General features: G+C 66.2%; 13 protein-coding genes. 10 read left to right on the top strand and 3 right to left on the bottom strand.

What is annotated here, in order from left to right; all coding sequences use genetic code 11:
• Positions 1–25: 25 nt before the first annotated feature.
• Both CAL22_RS14450 and CAL22_RS14445 read left to right on the top strand, forming a co-directional pair.
• Entirely contained in the window at positions 26–451 is a 426-nt protein-coding gene (locus CAL22_RS14450; protein ID WP_094814409.1) for a phage holin family protein, read from the top strand.
• A complete protein-coding gene (locus tag CAL22_RS14445) occupies positions 451–807 on the top strand; it encodes a hypothetical protein (protein WP_094814407.1) in 357 nt (118 codons plus the stop codon). The genes CAL22_RS14450 and CAL22_RS14445 overlap by 1 nt, the downstream gene beginning before the upstream one ends.
• Before the next feature lie 77 nt (positions 808–884).
• On the opposite strand, the gene CAL22_RS14440 is transcribed toward CAL22_RS14445, so the two are convergent.
• A complete protein-coding gene (locus CAL22_RS14440; protein WP_094814405.1) occupies positions 885–2,429 on the bottom strand; it encodes a UbiD family decarboxylase in 1,545 nt (514 codons plus the stop codon).
• An 84-nt stretch (positions 2,430–2,513) separates the two neighbouring features.
• Between CAL22_RS14440 and CAL22_RS14435 the strand changes: the two genes are divergently transcribed.
• A complete protein-coding gene (locus CAL22_RS14435) occupies positions 2,514–3,332 on the top strand; it encodes a lytic transglycosylase domain-containing protein (protein ID WP_094814403.1) in 819 nt (272 codons plus the stop codon).
• A gap of 51 nt (positions 3,333–3,383) precedes the next feature.
• On the opposite strand, the gene CAL22_RS14430 is transcribed toward CAL22_RS14435, so the two are convergent.
• Positions 3,384–4,538, bottom strand: coding sequence for a pyridoxal phosphate-dependent aminotransferase (locus CAL22_RS14430; RefSeq protein ID WP_094816637.1), 1,155 nt, complete (start codon positions 4,536–4,538; stop codon positions 3,384–3,386).
• A 33-nt stretch (positions 4,539–4,571) separates the two neighbouring features.
• Between CAL22_RS14430 and CAL22_RS14425 the strand changes: the two genes are divergently transcribed.
• From CAL22_RS14425 to CAL22_RS14410, 4 genes are all read left to right on the top strand, one after another.
• Complete coding sequence (locus CAL22_RS14425) at positions 4,572–5,399, top strand: hypothetical protein (protein ID WP_094814401.1); 828 nt, start codon at positions 4,572–4,574, stop codon at positions 5,397–5,399.
• Between the two features lie 75 nt (positions 5,400–5,474).
• A complete protein-coding gene (locus tag CAL22_RS14420) occupies positions 5,475–7,763 on the top strand; it encodes an NADP-dependent malic enzyme (RefSeq protein WP_094816633.1) in 2,289 nt (762 codons plus the stop codon).
• A complete protein-coding gene (locus CAL22_RS14415; protein ID WP_167383647.1) occupies positions 7,744–8,955 on the top strand; it encodes a patatin-like phospholipase family protein in 1,212 nt (403 codons plus the stop codon). The genes CAL22_RS14420 and CAL22_RS14415 overlap by 20 nt, the downstream gene beginning before the upstream one ends.
• Positions 8,952–9,416 (top strand): barstar family protein, encoded by a 465-nt coding sequence (locus CAL22_RS14410; RefSeq protein WP_094814399.1) that lies wholly within the window; start codon positions 8,952–8,954, stop codon positions 9,414–9,416. Before CAL22_RS14415 ends, CAL22_RS14410 begins: the two co-directional genes overlap by 4 nt.
• Before the next feature lie 11 nt (positions 9,417–9,427).
• On the opposite strand, the gene CAL22_RS14405 is transcribed toward CAL22_RS14410, so the two are convergent.
• The gene (locus tag CAL22_RS14405; RefSeq protein WP_094814397.1) at positions 9,428–10,162 is read right to left on the bottom strand and encodes a 16S rRNA (uracil(1498)-N(3))-methyltransferase; all 735 of its coding nucleotides are present in this window, start codon (positions 10,160–10,162) and stop codon (positions 9,428–9,430) included.
• Positions 10,163–10,347: 185 nt separating this feature from the next.
• Between CAL22_RS14405 and tkt the strand changes: the two genes are divergently transcribed.
• From tkt to CAL22_RS14390, 3 genes are all read left to right on the top strand, one after another.
• On the top strand, positions 10,348–12,387 hold the full coding sequence (tkt, locus tag CAL22_RS14400) for a transketolase (protein WP_094814395.1): 2,040 nt from the start codon (positions 10,348–10,350) through the stop codon (positions 12,385–12,387).
• Positions 12,388–12,401: 14 nt separating this feature from the next.
• The gene (gene gap, locus CAL22_RS14395) at positions 12,402–13,412 is read left to right on the top strand and encodes a type I glyceraldehyde-3-phosphate dehydrogenase (RefSeq protein WP_094814393.1); all 1,011 of its coding nucleotides are present in this window, start codon (positions 12,402–12,404) and stop codon (positions 13,410–13,412) included.
• A 112-nt stretch (positions 13,413–13,524) separates the two neighbouring features.
• The gene (locus CAL22_RS14390; protein WP_094814391.1) at positions 13,525–14,718 is read left to right on the top strand and encodes a phosphoglycerate kinase; all 1,194 of its coding nucleotides are present in this window, start codon (positions 13,525–13,527) and stop codon (positions 14,716–14,718) included.
• Positions 14,719–14,811: the final 93 nt, after the last annotated feature.

Raw genomic sequence — 14,811 nt, 5'->3', positions numbered from 1 at the left:
GTTCGCCGAAGGCCCGGCGATCTGCATGAGTCTACGTACCTCGGTATTCGGCGTAGCGGCCAGCCTGGTCGGGTTGCTCCGCACACGTCTTGAACTCCTGGCCCAGGAAGCTGGCCACGAAAAACTCCGCTTGCTCAAGACCTTGGGCATGGCGTTTGCCGCTTTGCTGTTTCTCACCCTGGCCGTGCTGGTCTTTACGGTGACCATCGCGGTGGCCTTCTGGCCCACGGCGGATCGCTATGTCGCCCTGGGTTGGCTGGCCGCCATCTATGGCGTGATCGGCGTGGCCTTGCTTTTCCTGGTGCGCCGCGAGCTGGTGGACGGCCCCTTGCCGTTCTCGGCCACGCTCGAGGAACTCGGCCGCGATGCCGAGCTGATGGAGCGGGTCCGCGACGCTCAGGTCGATCTGGAACGCCGTGATGCGGCCGAAACGGCTTCGGGAGGTCGCTGATGGCACACCGTCAATCTCCTGCCGTGGAAAGACAGGTTCGCATCGAATTGCTGCGCGCCCGCGCAGCCATCGAACGCGAAAGCCTGGCGCAGAGCATCGCCGAAACCGGCCAGGCGCTGGAACCCGCCAATCTGGTGCGCGGTTTGTTGCCCAAACTGACCCGGGGCAATACCTCGCAATGGGTGCTGCAGGCCTATAATATCGCCCGCCGCTATCCCATTGTCAGTTCGGCGGCCTCGGCCATGTTCATGGGCGGTGGCAAGCGTCTGGGCCTGCTGCGCTGGGCCGGCATCGGCTTAGCGGGCTGGCAGCTCGCGCGCACATGGATGAAATCCCATAAGCGCGAGTCAGACTGACGAGCGCCTGGCGCCACCCAAGTGAAACGCAGCCCCCAGGGCTGCGTTTTTTTGTGCTGAGCGAGGTGGCGGCAGCCTTAGAGCCCGAGCTCCTGCCACATGGCGTCGACCCGGGCTTTGACATCCTCATCCATCTTGATGGGCACACCCCATTCGCGCTGGGTTTCGCCAGGCCATTTGTTCGTGGCGTCCAGGCCCATTTTCCCGCCCAGACCGGACACCGGGGAGGCGAAGTCCAGGTAGTCGATGGGGGTGTTCTCGACCAGCAGGGTGTCGCGCACCGGATCCATGCGGGTCGTCATGGCCCAGATCACTTCGGCCCAATCGCGGGTGTTGACGTCTTCGTCGACCACGACGATGAACTTGGTGTACATGAACTGCCGCAGGATGCTCCAGACACCGAACATCACGCGTTTGGCATGGCCGGCGTACTGCTTGCGGATGGACACCACGGCCAGGCGATAGCTGCAGCCCTCGGGCGGGAGGTAAAAATCCACGATTTCCGGCAGTTGCCGGCGCAGCAGCGGCACGAAGACCTCATTGAGCGCCACGCCCAGCACGGCCGGCTCGTCCGGCGGCTTGCCGGTATAGGTGGTGTGATAGATGGGGTTCTTGCGCATGGTGATGCGCTCGACCGTGAAGACCGGAAACCAATCCTGCTCGTTGTAATAGCCCGTGTGGTCGCCGTAAGGTCCTTCGAGGGCCATTTCATAGCCGAGGTCCGGCGGCGGCGGGGCGCCTTCGGGGACCTGCGGCGCCTGGGCTCGCGGATCGTCGGCCGGCAGCAAATGCCCTTCGAGCACGATTTCGGCGGTGGCCGGCACCGACAGCGAGCTGCCCAGCGCCTGCGTGACCTCGGTGCGCGAGCCGCGCAGCAGACCGGCGAACTGGTATTCGGACAGGCTGTCGGGCACGGGGGTGACGGCGCCCAGGGTGGTGGCCGGGTCCGCGCCCAGCGCCACGGCCACCGGGAAGGGCTGGCCAGGGTTGGCCAGACGATGATCGCGGAAATCGAGCGCGCCGCCGCGATGCGACAGCCAGCGCATGATGAGTTTGTTGCGGCCGATCACTTGCTGGCGGTAGATGCCCAGATTCTGGCGCCGGGCATGCGGCCCGCGCGTGATGACCAGGCCCCAGGTCAGCAGCGGAGCGACGTCGCCGGGCCAGCAGGTCTGGATGGGCAGCCGCGACAGGTCGACATCATTGCCTTCCCACACGACTTCCTGGCTGGGCGCGCCGCGCACGGTCTTGGGGCTCATGTCCCACAGCGCGGCCTTGAGCATGGACACCTTGGCCAGCGCATCGCGAAAGCCGCGCGGCGGTTCGGGCTCGCGCAGCGAGGCCAGCAGCTCGCCCACCTCCCGCAGCGCGGCCACGTCTTCGGCGCCCATGCCCCAGGCCACCCGGCCCGGCGTGCCGAACAGATTGGCCAGCACCGGCATCTCGGCGGGGCGGCCTTCATGCAGGGGGCGTTCGAACAGCAAGGCAGGGCCGCCGGCGCGCAGAACGCGGTCGGCGATCTCGGTCATTTCCAGTCTCGTGGAGACGGCGGCATTGATGCGCTTGAGTTCGCCCTTGAGCTCAAGCTGCTTGAGGAAATCTCGGAGGTCGCGGTACTTCACTACAGATCCCGGCAGGTTGGTTACATTTTTGATGCATTTACAGGTTAACATCCACCCCTTACTTTCCCAACGCAGGAGGTCTTTATGCCCGATGCGTCAATGGCCGGCGTGTTTCGACAGCTGGCCCAGGGAGTGCATCACAACCTCGCCGAGGGACTGCGCCTGTGCTCGGTCTACCTGGGTATCGCGGTCATCGTGACCGTCAGTATGGGGTTTGCCTTGCCCGGTTTGCGCGACCAGGCTTTGCAGGTGCACAAGGCCCTGTTGACCGCCCTCGCGCCAACGTCGATTTCCACTGGCCCCGAAGCCGGGCTGGAGCCGGAAGGTTCCACCGCTGTCGTGATGGCCGTGCCTAATGCGCCGGCCAGCAATGCTACCGGTTTTTTGGGTCCGCTTCGCTCGGAGCCGCTTCCGCCGCAACGTAAATCCGCCGCCGGAACCAGCAACGGCCAGGTGGAGGCGTTGCGCAACTATATCTCGCGCAAATACAAAGTGGCGTATGACGCCACCGGCGTGCTCGTGAACACCGTCTACCGTGTGGGTCGCGAGAAGCAAGTCGATCCTTTGCTGCTGCTGGCCGTGATCGCCATCGAGTCCCGTTACAACCCCTTCGCGGAAAGCGCGGTGGGTGCGCAGGGCCTGATGCAGGTGATGACCCGCATCCATCAGGACAAGTTTGACGCCATTGCCCCGGGACGGGCAGGCGCGCTGGACCCGGTCGCCAACATCCATGTGGGCGCCACCATCCTGAAGGATTGCATCGATCGCCGCGGTTCCGTCAATGGCGGGCTGGCCTGTTATGTCGGGGCGACCGGTCCGGACGACGGCGGTTATGGCGCCAAGGTACAGGCCGAACGCCGGCGCCTGGCGCTGGCCTCGGGCATTGCCCTGGCTCGCGACTAAGGCGCACGCCGGATCTGAACCCCTCGGGCCTTGGGCCTCGAGGGTTTTTTTTTACAGCAGCCGTTCGATGCGGGCGATGGCTTCCTGCAGCCGGTCCAGGCCGGTCGCATAGGAAAAACGCATCGTCGACAGGCCGTGAGCGGGCCCGAAGTCCACGCCCGGCACGGCGGCCACGCCGGCCTCATGCAGCAGACGCTGCGAGAAGGCCATGCTGTCCATGCCCAGGTGGCGGATGTCGGCGTAGATGTAGAAGGCGCCATCCGGCTTGACCGGCACGGGGATGCCCAGGCGTTCGAATTCGGGCAGCAGATAGTCGCGGCGTTGGCGGAAGGCGTCGCGGCGCTGGGCGAAGATCTTCAGCGTATCGGGCGTGAAGCAGGCCAGGGCGGCGTGCTGCGCGAGGGTAGGCGCGCAGATCTGCAGGCTGGCCGACATTTTTTCCAGGGTGCCAACCATGGCCTGCGGCACGATCATCCAGCCCAGGCGCCAGCCTGTCATGTGGAAATACTTCGAGAAGCTGTTGATGACGATGATGTCGTCGTCCAGCGTCAGGGCCGAACGCGGCGCCTGCTCATAGGACAGCCCAAGATAGATCTCATCCATGATGGTGTAGCCATTGCGGCTGCGCACCTCGGCCAGCAGGGCGGCGAGTTCGTCGTGCCGGATGCTGGTGCCCGTGGGGTTGCTGGGCGAGGCGATCAGCACGCCTTCGGTAGCCGCCGTCCAGTTGTCGCGCACGTCCTGTGCGCTGAGCTGAAAACGCTTGGCGGCATTGCTGGGCACCAGGCGCGGGCGCCCGCCCGCGGCCAGGATGAAGTTGCTGTTGGCCGGATAGGAGGGATCGGGCATCAGGACTTCCGCGCCCGGGTTGACCAGGGCGGCGCTGGCCAGGGCCAGGGCGCCTGAGGCGCCCGCGGTGACGATGACGCGTTGCGGGTCGATGCGCGCGCCAAACTCGGTGGCGTAGAACTCGGCGATGGCTTCGCGCAGCGGCGTCAGGCCGCCGGGCGCGCAATAGCCGCTCAGGCCCGCGCGGCTGGCGCGCTCGAGCGCTTCCACGACCTGAGGCGGGGCGGTAAAGTCCGGCTCGCCGATGCCCAGGCTGATGATGTCGCGGCCGGCCGCGCTCAGGGCCTGGGCTTCTTTGAAGAGTTCTACAACCTGGAATGTCAGAAAATCGTTGGTACGGGAGGCAAGGCGCGGCATCATGAATCTCACAGCGAAAGAGGGATTTTAGCCATGCAACCATCTCGCCGCGCCTTTCTGACCGGGCGCAGGCCGCCGCGCTCGCCTTGGGAGACGTTTTGCGAGCGGATCGCGGCTGCCGCCGTGGGGGAATTCAAACAGCAGGACCGGCCGCGCCTGGTGCTGGGCCATCCGCAGGATGTCTGGCGCGCCCGCGAGCTGGCGGACACGCACGGGGTCACACTGGCCTTGTGGGGAACGCCCGGCCCGGCTGACGCCTTGCCCTGCCTGTGGCTGGATCCCGTCGCCTTGTCGGGCTGGCGCCGCGAAGGCGGCCTCATCGTGGCCGAACCTGGCTGCCCGGTCGGGGTGCTCGCCGCTCAGGGTTGCGCGCAGTTCGCGCCAGCCGATCCGCAGCAGACCGTCGCCGCCTGGCTGGCCACCCCGCGGGGCTATGCCGCGCCGGCCGACAGCGGCCTGCGCGCGGCGACCGTCATGTTTTCCGATGGCACGGTGGAGGGGCTGGGCGCCTTCGGGGTGGCGGACACGCAGCCGCTGCGCTCTGCCACGGTGCAGGGCCTGGTGCCCGCGCTGTTTCGGCTGGCGGCCAGCGCCGACGCGCAAGCCTGCCAGACGGCCCAGGGCTGGCGGGCGCAGTTCAGACTCGACGCCATGCACGAACCCGTCAATCTGGCCCAGGTGCTGCTCGGGCATGGGGGCGCGCTGGCCTGGGTGCAGCACAGCCACTGGGCTTGCGGGCGGCCGGCAGGCGAGGCTTGCGAGCGTGGCCATGCGGGATGGCGGCTGGATAGGCGCGTCAAGGATTTGTTTGACCCGCATGGGCGTTTCCCCGGAATCCAACACCCGGAAGGGCGAGAGTAAGATAGCAGCACTTTCGCCGCCGCCCAGGGCGCGGCGATGCCCTGTTTCTTTAACGACGTATATCACTCGCCCATCATGGATGCCAATTTTCGCAAAGCCGCGCTGGAATATCACGAGCACGGCCGTCCCGGCAAAATCTCGGTCACGCCGACCAAACAACTGACCAATCAGCGCGATCTGGCGCTGGCCTATTCTCCCGGCGTGGCGGCGGCCTGTGAAGAAATCGTCGATGACCCGGCCAATGCGTTTCGCTATACCGCGCGCGGCAATCTGGTGGGGGTGATCTCCAACGGCACCGCCGTGCTGGGGCTGGGCAATATCGGCGCGCTGGCCTCCAAGCCCGTGATGGAAGGCAAGGCCGTGCTGTTCAAGAAGTTCGCCGGCCTGGACGTGTTCGACATCGAGATCAATGAAACCGATCCGGACAAGCTGGTCGAGATCATCGCCGGCCTGGAGCCCACGTTCGGCGGCATCAACCTCGAGGACATCAAAGCGCCCGAGTGCTTCACCGTCGAGCGCAAGCTGCGCGAGCGCATGAAGATCCCCGTGTTCCATGATGATCAGCACGGCACGGCCATCACCGTGAGCGCGGCCTTCATCAACGGCCTGAAGGTCGTGGGCAAGGACATCACCAAGGTCAAAGTCGTCAGCTCCGGCGCAGGCGCCGCCGCGCTTGCCTGCCTGGATCTGATGGTGGATCTGGGCCTGCCGCTGGAAAACGTCTGGGTCACCGACATCGAGGGCGTGGTCTACGAAGGCCGCACCACCTTGATGGATCCCGACAAGGCGCGTTTTGCGCAGAAAACCGAGGCGCGCAAGCTGGCTGACGTCATCACCGACGCCGATGTCTTCCTGGGGCTGTCGGCCGGCGGCGTGCTCAAACCCGAAATGGTGGCCGCCATGGCCGCGCGCCCGCTCATCCTGGCGCTGGCCAATCCCACGCCCGAGATCCTGCCTGAGCTGGCCGCGTCGGTGCGCGACGACATCGTGATGGCCACCGGCCGCTCGGATTACCCCAATCAGGTCAACAACGTGCTGTGCTTCCCCTACATTTTCCGGGGGGCGCTGGACGTGGGCGCGACCACGATCACCCGCGAAATGGAAAAGGCCGCGGTCTATGCCATCGCCGGGCTGGCCCAGGAAGAGCAAAGCGAGGTCGTGGCTGCGGCCTATGGCACGTACGACCTGTCTTTCGGGCCCGACTATCTGATTCCCAAACCTTTCGATCCGCGCCTGATCGTGCGTATCGCGCCGGCCGTGGCCCGCGCCGCCATGGCTGACGGCGTGGCCACGCGGCCCATCGCCGATCTCGACGCCTATGTCGAGCAATTGCAGCAGTTCGTCTACCACTCGGGCGCTTTCATGAAGCCGCTGTTCGCCTCGGCCAAGCGCTTTGTGCGCGAAGGCGGCCGGGCGCGCATCGTGTTTACCGAAGGTGAAGACGAGCGCGTGCTGCGCGCCGTCCAGGTCATCGTCGACGAAGGCCTGGCCAAGCCCATCCTGGTGGGGCGTCCGTCCGTGTTGTCGGCCCGCATCGAGAAGTTCGGCCTGCGCCTGCGCCTGGGCCAGGACGTCGAAGTCACCAACCCCGAGTATGACGAGCGTTTCCACCAGTACTGGACCACCTACTGGGAGTTGATGTGCCGCCGCGGCATCACCAAGGAAATGGCGCGGGTGGAAATGCGCCGCCGCTCGACGCTCATCGGCGCGGTGATGGTGCGTCTGGGCGACGCCGACGGCATGGTCTGCGGAGCGGTGGGCGCCTACCACGACCACCTGCGCTTCATCGACGAGGTCATCGGCAAAAAGCCGGGCGCCAACATCTATGCCGCCATGAACATCCTGCTGCTCAACGAGCGGACGGTGGCGCTGGCCGATACCCACGTCAACGATAATCCGACCGCCGAGCAGATCGCCGAGATCACGCAGGCGGCGGCCGAGGAAATGCACCGGCTGAATCTGGCGCCCAAGGCCGCCTTGCTGTCGCGCTCCAATTTCGGCTCGGGCAGTTCGGCTTCCGGCGCCAAGATGCGCGAGGCGCTCGAGATTCTGCGCGCCCAGTCGCCCGATCTGGAGGTCGATGGCGAGATGCATGGCGATTGCGCGCTGGACGAAGCCCTGCGCCTGCGCATCCTGCCGTCTTCCACGCTCAAGGGCGAAGCCAACCTGTTGGTCTGCCCCAATGTGGATTCGGGCAACATCGCCTATAACCTGCTCAAGACGGCAGCGGGCGGCAATGTGGCCGTGGGGCCCTTCCTGCTGGGCGCCAATGCGCCGGTCAATATTCTGACTTCCAGCTCCACCGTGCGCCGTATCGTCAACATGACGGCCATGACCGTGGTTGATGCCAACGTTGCGCGTTGACGCGGCGGGCCGCCCGCGAACCACCGGCCTGGTCCTGACCGGCGGGGGCGCGCGTGCGGCCTATCAGGTCGGGGTGTTGTCTGCGGTGCTCGAGATTCTCGACCCGCACTTCCGCCCCGGCTTTCCCAACCCCTTTTCCATCATCTGCGGCACCTCGGCCGGCGCCGTCAATGCGGCGGCCCTGGCTTGCCGCGCCGATCGTCCGCATCTGGCGTTGCGGCGCATGCGGCGCCTGTGGTCCTCGCTGGACACCAGCATGGTCTACCGGGCCGACACGCCCAGCCTCATTCGTACCGGCGTGCGCTGGCTGGGCCTGTTGTCGCTGGGTTGGATGTACTCGGGGGTGATGCGCAAGCGGCCCCAGTCCCTGCTGGACAGCCAGCCGCTGGCCAATCTGCTCGAGCGCCTGTTGAATTTCCGGCGCATGCGGCACAACCTGGCGCGCGGCCATCTCTCGGCGCTGGCGATCACGGCCTCGGGCTACACCAGCGGCGAGCATCTGACCTTCTATCAGTCTGATCGACCCATCGAGCCCTGGCATCGCTCGCTGCGCCGCGCCGTGCCGTCGGCCATCGATGTCGACCATGTCATGGCGTCCGCGGCGATTCCTTTCGTCTTTCCCGCGCGGGCCGTCAATGTCCAAGGGCAGACAGAATGGTGCGGGGACGGATCAATGCGGCAGCTGGCACCCATCAGTCCGGCCATTCATCTGGGCGCCGAGCGCGTGCTGGTGATCGGCACGAGCTTCCAGGATGAAACCCATCCCGAAAAGCGTGCCCAGGCCCCGGCCTATCCTTCGCTGGCGCAGGTCGGCGGCCACGCCCTGTCCAGTATCTTTCTGGACGGTCTGTCCATGGATCTGGAGCGCCTGGACGGCATCAACCGTCTGCTGGCCCACAGCCCGCCAGGCGCGGTGCACGGCATGCGGCGCATCGAAGTGCTGGCTTTCACGCCCAGCCAGTCGCTGGACCAGCTGGCGCTGGAGCATCTGGACGCCATGCCGGCCGAAGTCCGCACCCTTTTTCGTGTACTCGGTGTATCTTCCGTTCCGGGGAGGTCGGGGGGCGGATCGTTGATGTCCTATCTGCTCTTCGAAGGCGCTTATACGGAACGATTGATAGAACTGGGTTATGCCGATACGATGCGGCGTAGCGAAGAAGTGGTGAAGTTTTTCGAGGAGGCCCAGGCATGACGCGCAACGGCCAGACCACGCTGTTACGACAACTGCGCCGCGGCGGCGCAATCGCGCTCGAGGACACGGACAAAGAGTCCATGGTCAACGCCACCCATGAGCTGGGCATGCCCCTGCTGGTGGCCGATTGTGACCGTGCGCGCAGCCGTTCTGCGGTGCTGCGCGCCATTGCCAAGGCGGTGGACTTTCCGGAGTTCTTCGGCGGCAATCTGGACGCGCTGTACGACTGCCTGTGCGATACCGTCCTGGATCACAAAACCGGCGCGGTGCTCTGGCTCTATCGCCTGCACTCCGGGGATCCCGCGCTCGAAGAAGACGCCGCGGCCATTGAAACCGTCTGCGCCGACGCAGCCGATTTCGCCAAGGAAAACGGCCGGGTGTTCTGCTATGTGGTCGAGCACGCCGGACGGCATCCGGACCCCGAGCCTGGGGTGGCGGCCGCGCCTTACGGCGAAGTCTGAGCCCGCTGTATTCAGAGCCAGCCGAGCAGGGCGCTGACCGAGGCGATGAGGGCAAGCCCGGCGGTCTCGGTGCGCAGCACCCGGGGCCCCAGGCGCACGGCGGCCACGCCTGCGGCGCGGGCCGCGGCGACCTCCTCGTCCGACCAGCCGCCTTCGGGGCCCACCATGAGGGTGAGCCCGGCCAGGCCGGGCTGCTGCCCTAGCCAGCCGCTCAGGTCGTCGCTGGCCTGCGGGTGGCACATCAGGCGCGGCCCCTCGGCCGGCTGGGCCAGCCAGTCGCGCAGCGTCAGCGGCGCGGCGATCTGCGTCAGGCGGTTGCGGCCGCATTGCTCGGCGGCCGCCTGCGCCACGCGTTGCCAATGCGCCAGCCGTTTTTCCAGCCTGGGGCCGCTCAGTTGCAATACGCTGCGCTGCGCGGCAATGGGCTGCACGGCAACCGCGCCCAGCTCCACGGCCTTTTCTACGATCCAATCCATCTTGTCGCCCGAGGGCAGGCCTTGCGCCAGCACGATGCGTCCGGGCAGTTCTGCCTCCCGGGGCAGATGCCGGCCCAGGACGGCATGGCCGTCCTTGCCGTCGATCTGCAACTGGGCGGGGTATTCGCCGCCCTTGCCGTCAAACAGCACGATATCGGCGCCCTCGCGCAGGCGCAGCACCCGAATGGCGTGATGCGCGAGGTCTTGCGGCAGGCGGACGCGTTGGCCGGCGGCCAGAGGAAGATCACAGTAGAAGCGGGGCAGACTCATGCGCGGACGGCGAAAACAAGAGAAGAAGGTCGCATTTTGGCCCGAAGCCGCCTTGGGACGCCAGCTTTGGGCGAGGTTTGCCGGCGCCTCGGATGCGCTTACCCCCAGGTGCTAAAATGTTGTGCTTTCCACCCCCTATCTCTGGCGCCTTGGATGCGAGGCGCCAATGCCAAAGAGCCTTCCGCATGAGCACTCCGACTGTCCCCAAACTAGCCTTGGCGGATGCCATCCGCGTACTCGCGATGGACGCCGTCCAGAAAGCAAATTCGGGGCATCCCGGCGCTCCCATGGGCATGGCGGAAATCGCCCAGGCGCTCTGGCTGGGCAATCTGCGCCACAATCCGGCCGATCCGGCCTGGGCCAACCGCGACCGCTTCGTGCTGTCCAACGGGCACGGCTCGATGTTGATCTATGCCCTGCTGCACCTGACCGGTTATGACCTCTCCCTGGATGAGGTGAAGAACTTCCGCCAGTTGCACTCCAAGACCCCTGGCCACCCCGAAGTGGGGATCACCGCTGGCGTCGAGACCACCACCGGCCCGCTGGGCCAGGGGCTGGCCAATGCCGTGGGCATGGCGCTGGCCGAGTCGCTGCTGGCGGCCGAGTTCAACCGTCCCGGCCATACCATCGTCGACCACCACACCTATGTCTTCATGGGTGACGGCTGCCTGATGGAAGGCATCTCGCACGAGGCCTGCTCGCTGGCCGGCACGCTCAAGCTGTCCAAGCTCATCGGCCTGTACGACGACAACGGCATTTCCATCGACGGCCATGTCGAGCACTGGTTCGGTGACGATACCGCCAAGCGTTTCGAGTCCTATGGCTGGAATGTGATCCGGGGCGTGGACGGCCATGATGTGGCCGCCGTGGACGCCGCCATCAAGGCGGCGCGTGCGCAATCCGAAAAACCCACGCTGATCCTGTGCCGCACCGTCATCGGCAAGGGCGCGCCCACCATGGCCGGCACGCACAACGTGCACGGCGCGCCGCTGGGCAACGACGAGATCGCTGCCGCGCGCACCGCCATGGGCTGGAGCGCCACGGCCTTCGAGGTCCCGCAGGACGTGCGCCAGGCCTGGGACAGCCGCGCCGCCGGCGCCGCCGTCCAGGAAACCTGGCAAGCGGCCTTTGCCGCTTACGCCAAGGCCTTCCCGGCCGAGGCCGCCGAATTCACGCGCCGCATGAAGGGCGAACTGCCCGCGGACTATGCGGCCAAAGGCCAGGCTTTCGTGGCCGCCACCGCCGCCAAGGGCGAGACGGTCGCCACCCGCAAGGCCTCGCAGTTTGCGATTACCGAGCTGGCCGGCCTGCTGCCCGAGCTGCTGGGCGGCTCGGCCGACCTGACCGGCTCCAATTTCACCGACTGGAAGGGCGTGGGCGCGGTGCGCGCCGCCGACCAGGGCGGGGTGAGCTTCGGCCGTCATATCAACTACGGCGTGCGCGAATTCGGCATGGCCGCCATCATGAACGGCATTGCCCTGCATGGCGGCTACCTGCCCTTTGGCGGCACCTTCCTGACGTTCTCCGACTACTCGCGCAATGCCATTCGCATGGCCGCGCTGATGAAGCAGCGCGTGGTGCATGTCTTCACGCACGACTCTATCGGTCTGGGCGAAGACGGCCCCACCCACCAGTCGATCGAGCACGCTTCCAGCCTGCGCCTGATTCCCAATCTGTCGGTGTGGCGCCCCTGCGATACCGTCGAAACCTCGGTGGCCTGGGATTACGCCGTGTCGCGGCCGGCCAGCATCGGCATGGACGTGCATGACGGCGGCCCGACGGCGCTGTTGCTGTCGCGCCAGAATCTGCCTTTCGTGCCGCGTGACGAGGCCACCTTGAAGGCGGTTGCAAAAGGGGGTTACGTCTTGCGCGATGCGCCGGATGCCCGCGCCGCTATCATCGCAACGGGTTCGGAAGTGGCCATCGCCCTGGCCGCCCAGGAAGCGCTGGCCCAGGAAGGCATCGCCGTGCGCGTGGTCTCCATGCCCAGCACCGACGTCTTCGACCGCCAGGACACCGCCTGGAAGCGGGCCGTGTTGCCGCCGGGAATGCCGCGCGTGGCCGTCGAGGCCGGCGTGACGGCGTTCTGGCACAAGTATGTGGGCCTGGAGGGCGCCGTGGTCGGCATCGACCGCTACGGCGAATCGGCCCCGGCTGGCGCCCTGTTCAAGTTCTTCGGCCTGACCACCGAAAAGGTGGCCGAGGCTGTCAAGCAGGTTTTGTAAAAGGAGCTTTCGTCATGACCATTCGCGTCGCTATCAACGGCTACGGCCGCATTGGCCGCAACATCCTGCGTGCCCACTACGAAAACGGCAAGAAGCACGACATCGAGATCGTTGCCATCAATGATCTTGGCGATCCCAAGACCAACGCCCATCTGACGCGCTTTGACACGGCCCACGGCAAGTTCCCCGGCACCGTCGAGGTCGAAGGCGAGTACATGGTCGTCAATGGCGACAAGATCCGCGTGCTGGCCAACCGCAACCCGGCCGAGCTGCCCTGGGGCGAGCTGAAGGTCGACGTGGTGCTCGAGTGCACGGGCTTTTTCACCACCAAGGAAAAGGCCGGCGCGCACATCAAGGGCGGCGCGAAGAAAGTCATCATCTCGGCCCCGGGCGGCAAGGATGTGGACGCCACCGTCGTGTTCGGCGTGAATCAGGACGTGCTGCGTGCCGAGCACACCGTGATTTCCAACGCTTCGTGCACCACCAACTGCCTGGCCCCGCTGGTCAAGCCGCTGAACGACAAGCTGGGCGTCGAAACCGGCCTGATGACCACGGTCCACGCCTACACCAACGACCAGGTCCTGACCGACGTCTACCACGAAGATCTGCGCCGCGCCCGTTCGGCCACCATGAGCATGATCCCGACCAAGACCGGCGCGGCTGCCGCGGTCGGCCTGGTGCTGCCCGAACTCAACGGCAAGCTGGACGGCTACGCCATCCGCGTTCCGACCATCAACGTGTCCATCGTCGATCTGACCTTCATCGCCAAGCGCGACACCACGGTCGACGAAGTCAACGGCATCCTCAAGACGGCCGCCGAAGGCGAGCTCAAGGGTATCCTGAACTACAACACCGAGCCGCTGGTGTCGGTGGACTTCAACCACAACCCGGCTTCGAGCAACTTCGACGCCACCCTGACCAAGGTCTCGGGCAAGCTGGTGAAGGTGTCGTCCTGGTACGACAACGAGTGGGGCTTCTCCAACCGCATGCTCGACACCACTGTCGCGCTGATGAACGCCAAGTAAGTTGCCATAAGCGCGAAGCCTCCCGCGGGGGGCTTCGGCTTGGACAACGGGCCGGACCCCAGGTGCCGGCCTTTTTATCGTCCAGGCAAGCTCATAAAAGAAGGAAGACAACATGTCCAAAGTGAACACCCTGTCCGCGCTGGCCAAGCAAGGCGATCTGGCCGGCAAGCGCGTCTTTATCCGCGCCGATCTGAATGTGCCTTTTGACGATGCCGGCCGCATCAGCGAAGACACCCGCATCCGCGCGTCGGTGCCCGGCATCCGGCTGGCGCTGGACGCCGGCGCGGCCGTGATGGTCACCTCGCACCTGGGGCGTCCCAAGGAAGGTGTGCTCACCGAAGCGGATTCGCTGGCCCGTGTGGCTCAGCGCCTGTCCGAGCTGCTGGGCATGCCCGTGCCGCTGGTGCAGAACTGGGTCGACGGCGTCAAGGTCGAACCGGGCCGCGTGGTTTTGCTCGAGAACTGCCGCGTCAATGTGGGCGAGAAGAAGGACGACGAAGGCCTGGCGCGCAAGATGGCCGCGCTTTGCGATGTCTACGTCAACGATGCCTTCGGCACCGCGCACCGCGCCGAGGCCACCACGCACGGTATCGCGCGCTTTGCGCCGGTCGCCTGCGCCGGCCCGCTGCTCGAAGCCGAGCTCGATGCGCTGGGCCGTGCCTTGCATGATCCCAAGCGTCCGCTGGTGGCCATCGTGGGCGGCTCCAAAGTGTCGACCAAGTTGTCCATCCTGCAGGCACTGGCCGGCAAGGTCGACCAGCTCGTGGTCGGCGGCGGCATCGCCAATACCTTTATGCTGGCCGCCGGGCTGCCCATAGGCAAGTCGCTGGCCGAGCCGGAGCAGATCGCGCAGGCGCGCGCTGTGATCGATATCATGGCCGAGCGTGGCGCGGCCGTGCCCATCCCGACCGACGTGGTGTGCGCCAAGGCGTTCGGCGCCGATGCCCAGGCGACCACCAAGGCGGCCGCTGACGTGGCCGAGGATGACATGATTCTGGATATCGGTCCCCAGACCGCCCAGACGTTGGCCGATATCCTCAAGCAGGCCGGCACCATTGTCTGGAACGGCCCGGTAGGGGTGTTCGAATTCGACCAGTTCGCCAACGGCACCAAGGTGGTGGCCGAAGCCATCGCCGACTCCGAGGGCTTCTCGATCGCGGGCGGCGGCGATACGCTGGCCGCCATCGCCAAGTACAACATCGGCGATAAGGTCGGCTACATTTCGACCGGCGGCGGCGCGTTCCTGGAGTTTCTGGAGGGCAAGTCCCTGCCGGCCGTGGCGGTGCTCGAGGCGCGCGCGGTCTAAGGACGCGGATTTGCCGCGTCAGGGGTAAGATCGGGGCCTGGCCGCCTGTGCGGCCAGGCCCCGATGTCATTGGGTTTGTTCCGCTCTCAGCCG

It is taken from the genome of Bordetella genomosp. 12 (assembly GCF_002261355.1).
In the GTDB taxonomy this organism is placed as follows: domain Bacteria; phylum Pseudomonadota; class Gammaproteobacteria; order Burkholderiales; family Burkholderiaceae_B; genus Bordetella.
Note: the sequence above shows the minus strand (reverse complement) of the source record. Positions and strands in the feature narration are given on the sequence as shown.

Coding starts and splice junctions, on each gene's coding strand:
- CAL22_RS14450 (WP_094814409.1), top strand. CDS start 26: ATGAGTCTACGTACCTCGGTATTCGGCGTAGCGGCCAGCCTGGTCGGG.
- CAL22_RS14445 (WP_094814407.1), top strand. CDS start 451: ATGGCACACCGTCAATCTCCTGCCGTGGAAAGACAGGTTCGCATCGAA.
- CAL22_RS14435 (WP_094814403.1), top strand. CDS start 2,514: ATGCCCGATGCGTCAATGGCCGGCGTGTTTCGACAGCTGGCCCAGGGA.
- CAL22_RS14430 (WP_094816637.1), bottom strand. CDS start 4,538: ATGCCGCGCCTTGCCTCCCGTACCAACGATTTTCTGACATTCCAGGTT.
- CAL22_RS14425 (WP_094814401.1), top strand. CDS start 4,572: ATGCAACCATCTCGCCGCGCCTTTCTGACCGGGCGCAGGCCGCCGCGC.
- CAL22_RS14420 (WP_094816633.1), top strand. CDS start 5,475: ATGGATGCCAATTTTCGCAAAGCCGCGCTGGAATATCACGAGCACGGC.
- CAL22_RS14415 (WP_167383647.1), top strand. CDS start 7,744: ATGCCAACGTTGCGCGTTGACGCGGCGGGCCGCCCGCGAACCACCGGC.
- CAL22_RS14410 (WP_094814399.1), top strand. CDS start 8,952: ATGACGCGCAACGGCCAGACCACGCTGTTACGACAACTGCGCCGCGGC.
- CAL22_RS14405 (WP_094814397.1), bottom strand. CDS start 10,162: ATGAGTCTGCCCCGCTTCTACTGTGATCTTCCTCTGGCCGCCGGCCAA.
- tkt (WP_094814395.1), top strand. CDS start 10,348: ATGAGCACTCCGACTGTCCCCAAACTAGCCTTGGCGGATGCCATCCGC.
- gap (WP_094814393.1), top strand. CDS start 12,402: ATGACCATTCGCGTCGCTATCAACGGCTACGGCCGCATTGGCCGCAAC.
- CAL22_RS14390 (WP_094814391.1), top strand. CDS start 13,525: ATGTCCAAAGTGAACACCCTGTCCGCGCTGGCCAAGCAAGGCGATCTG.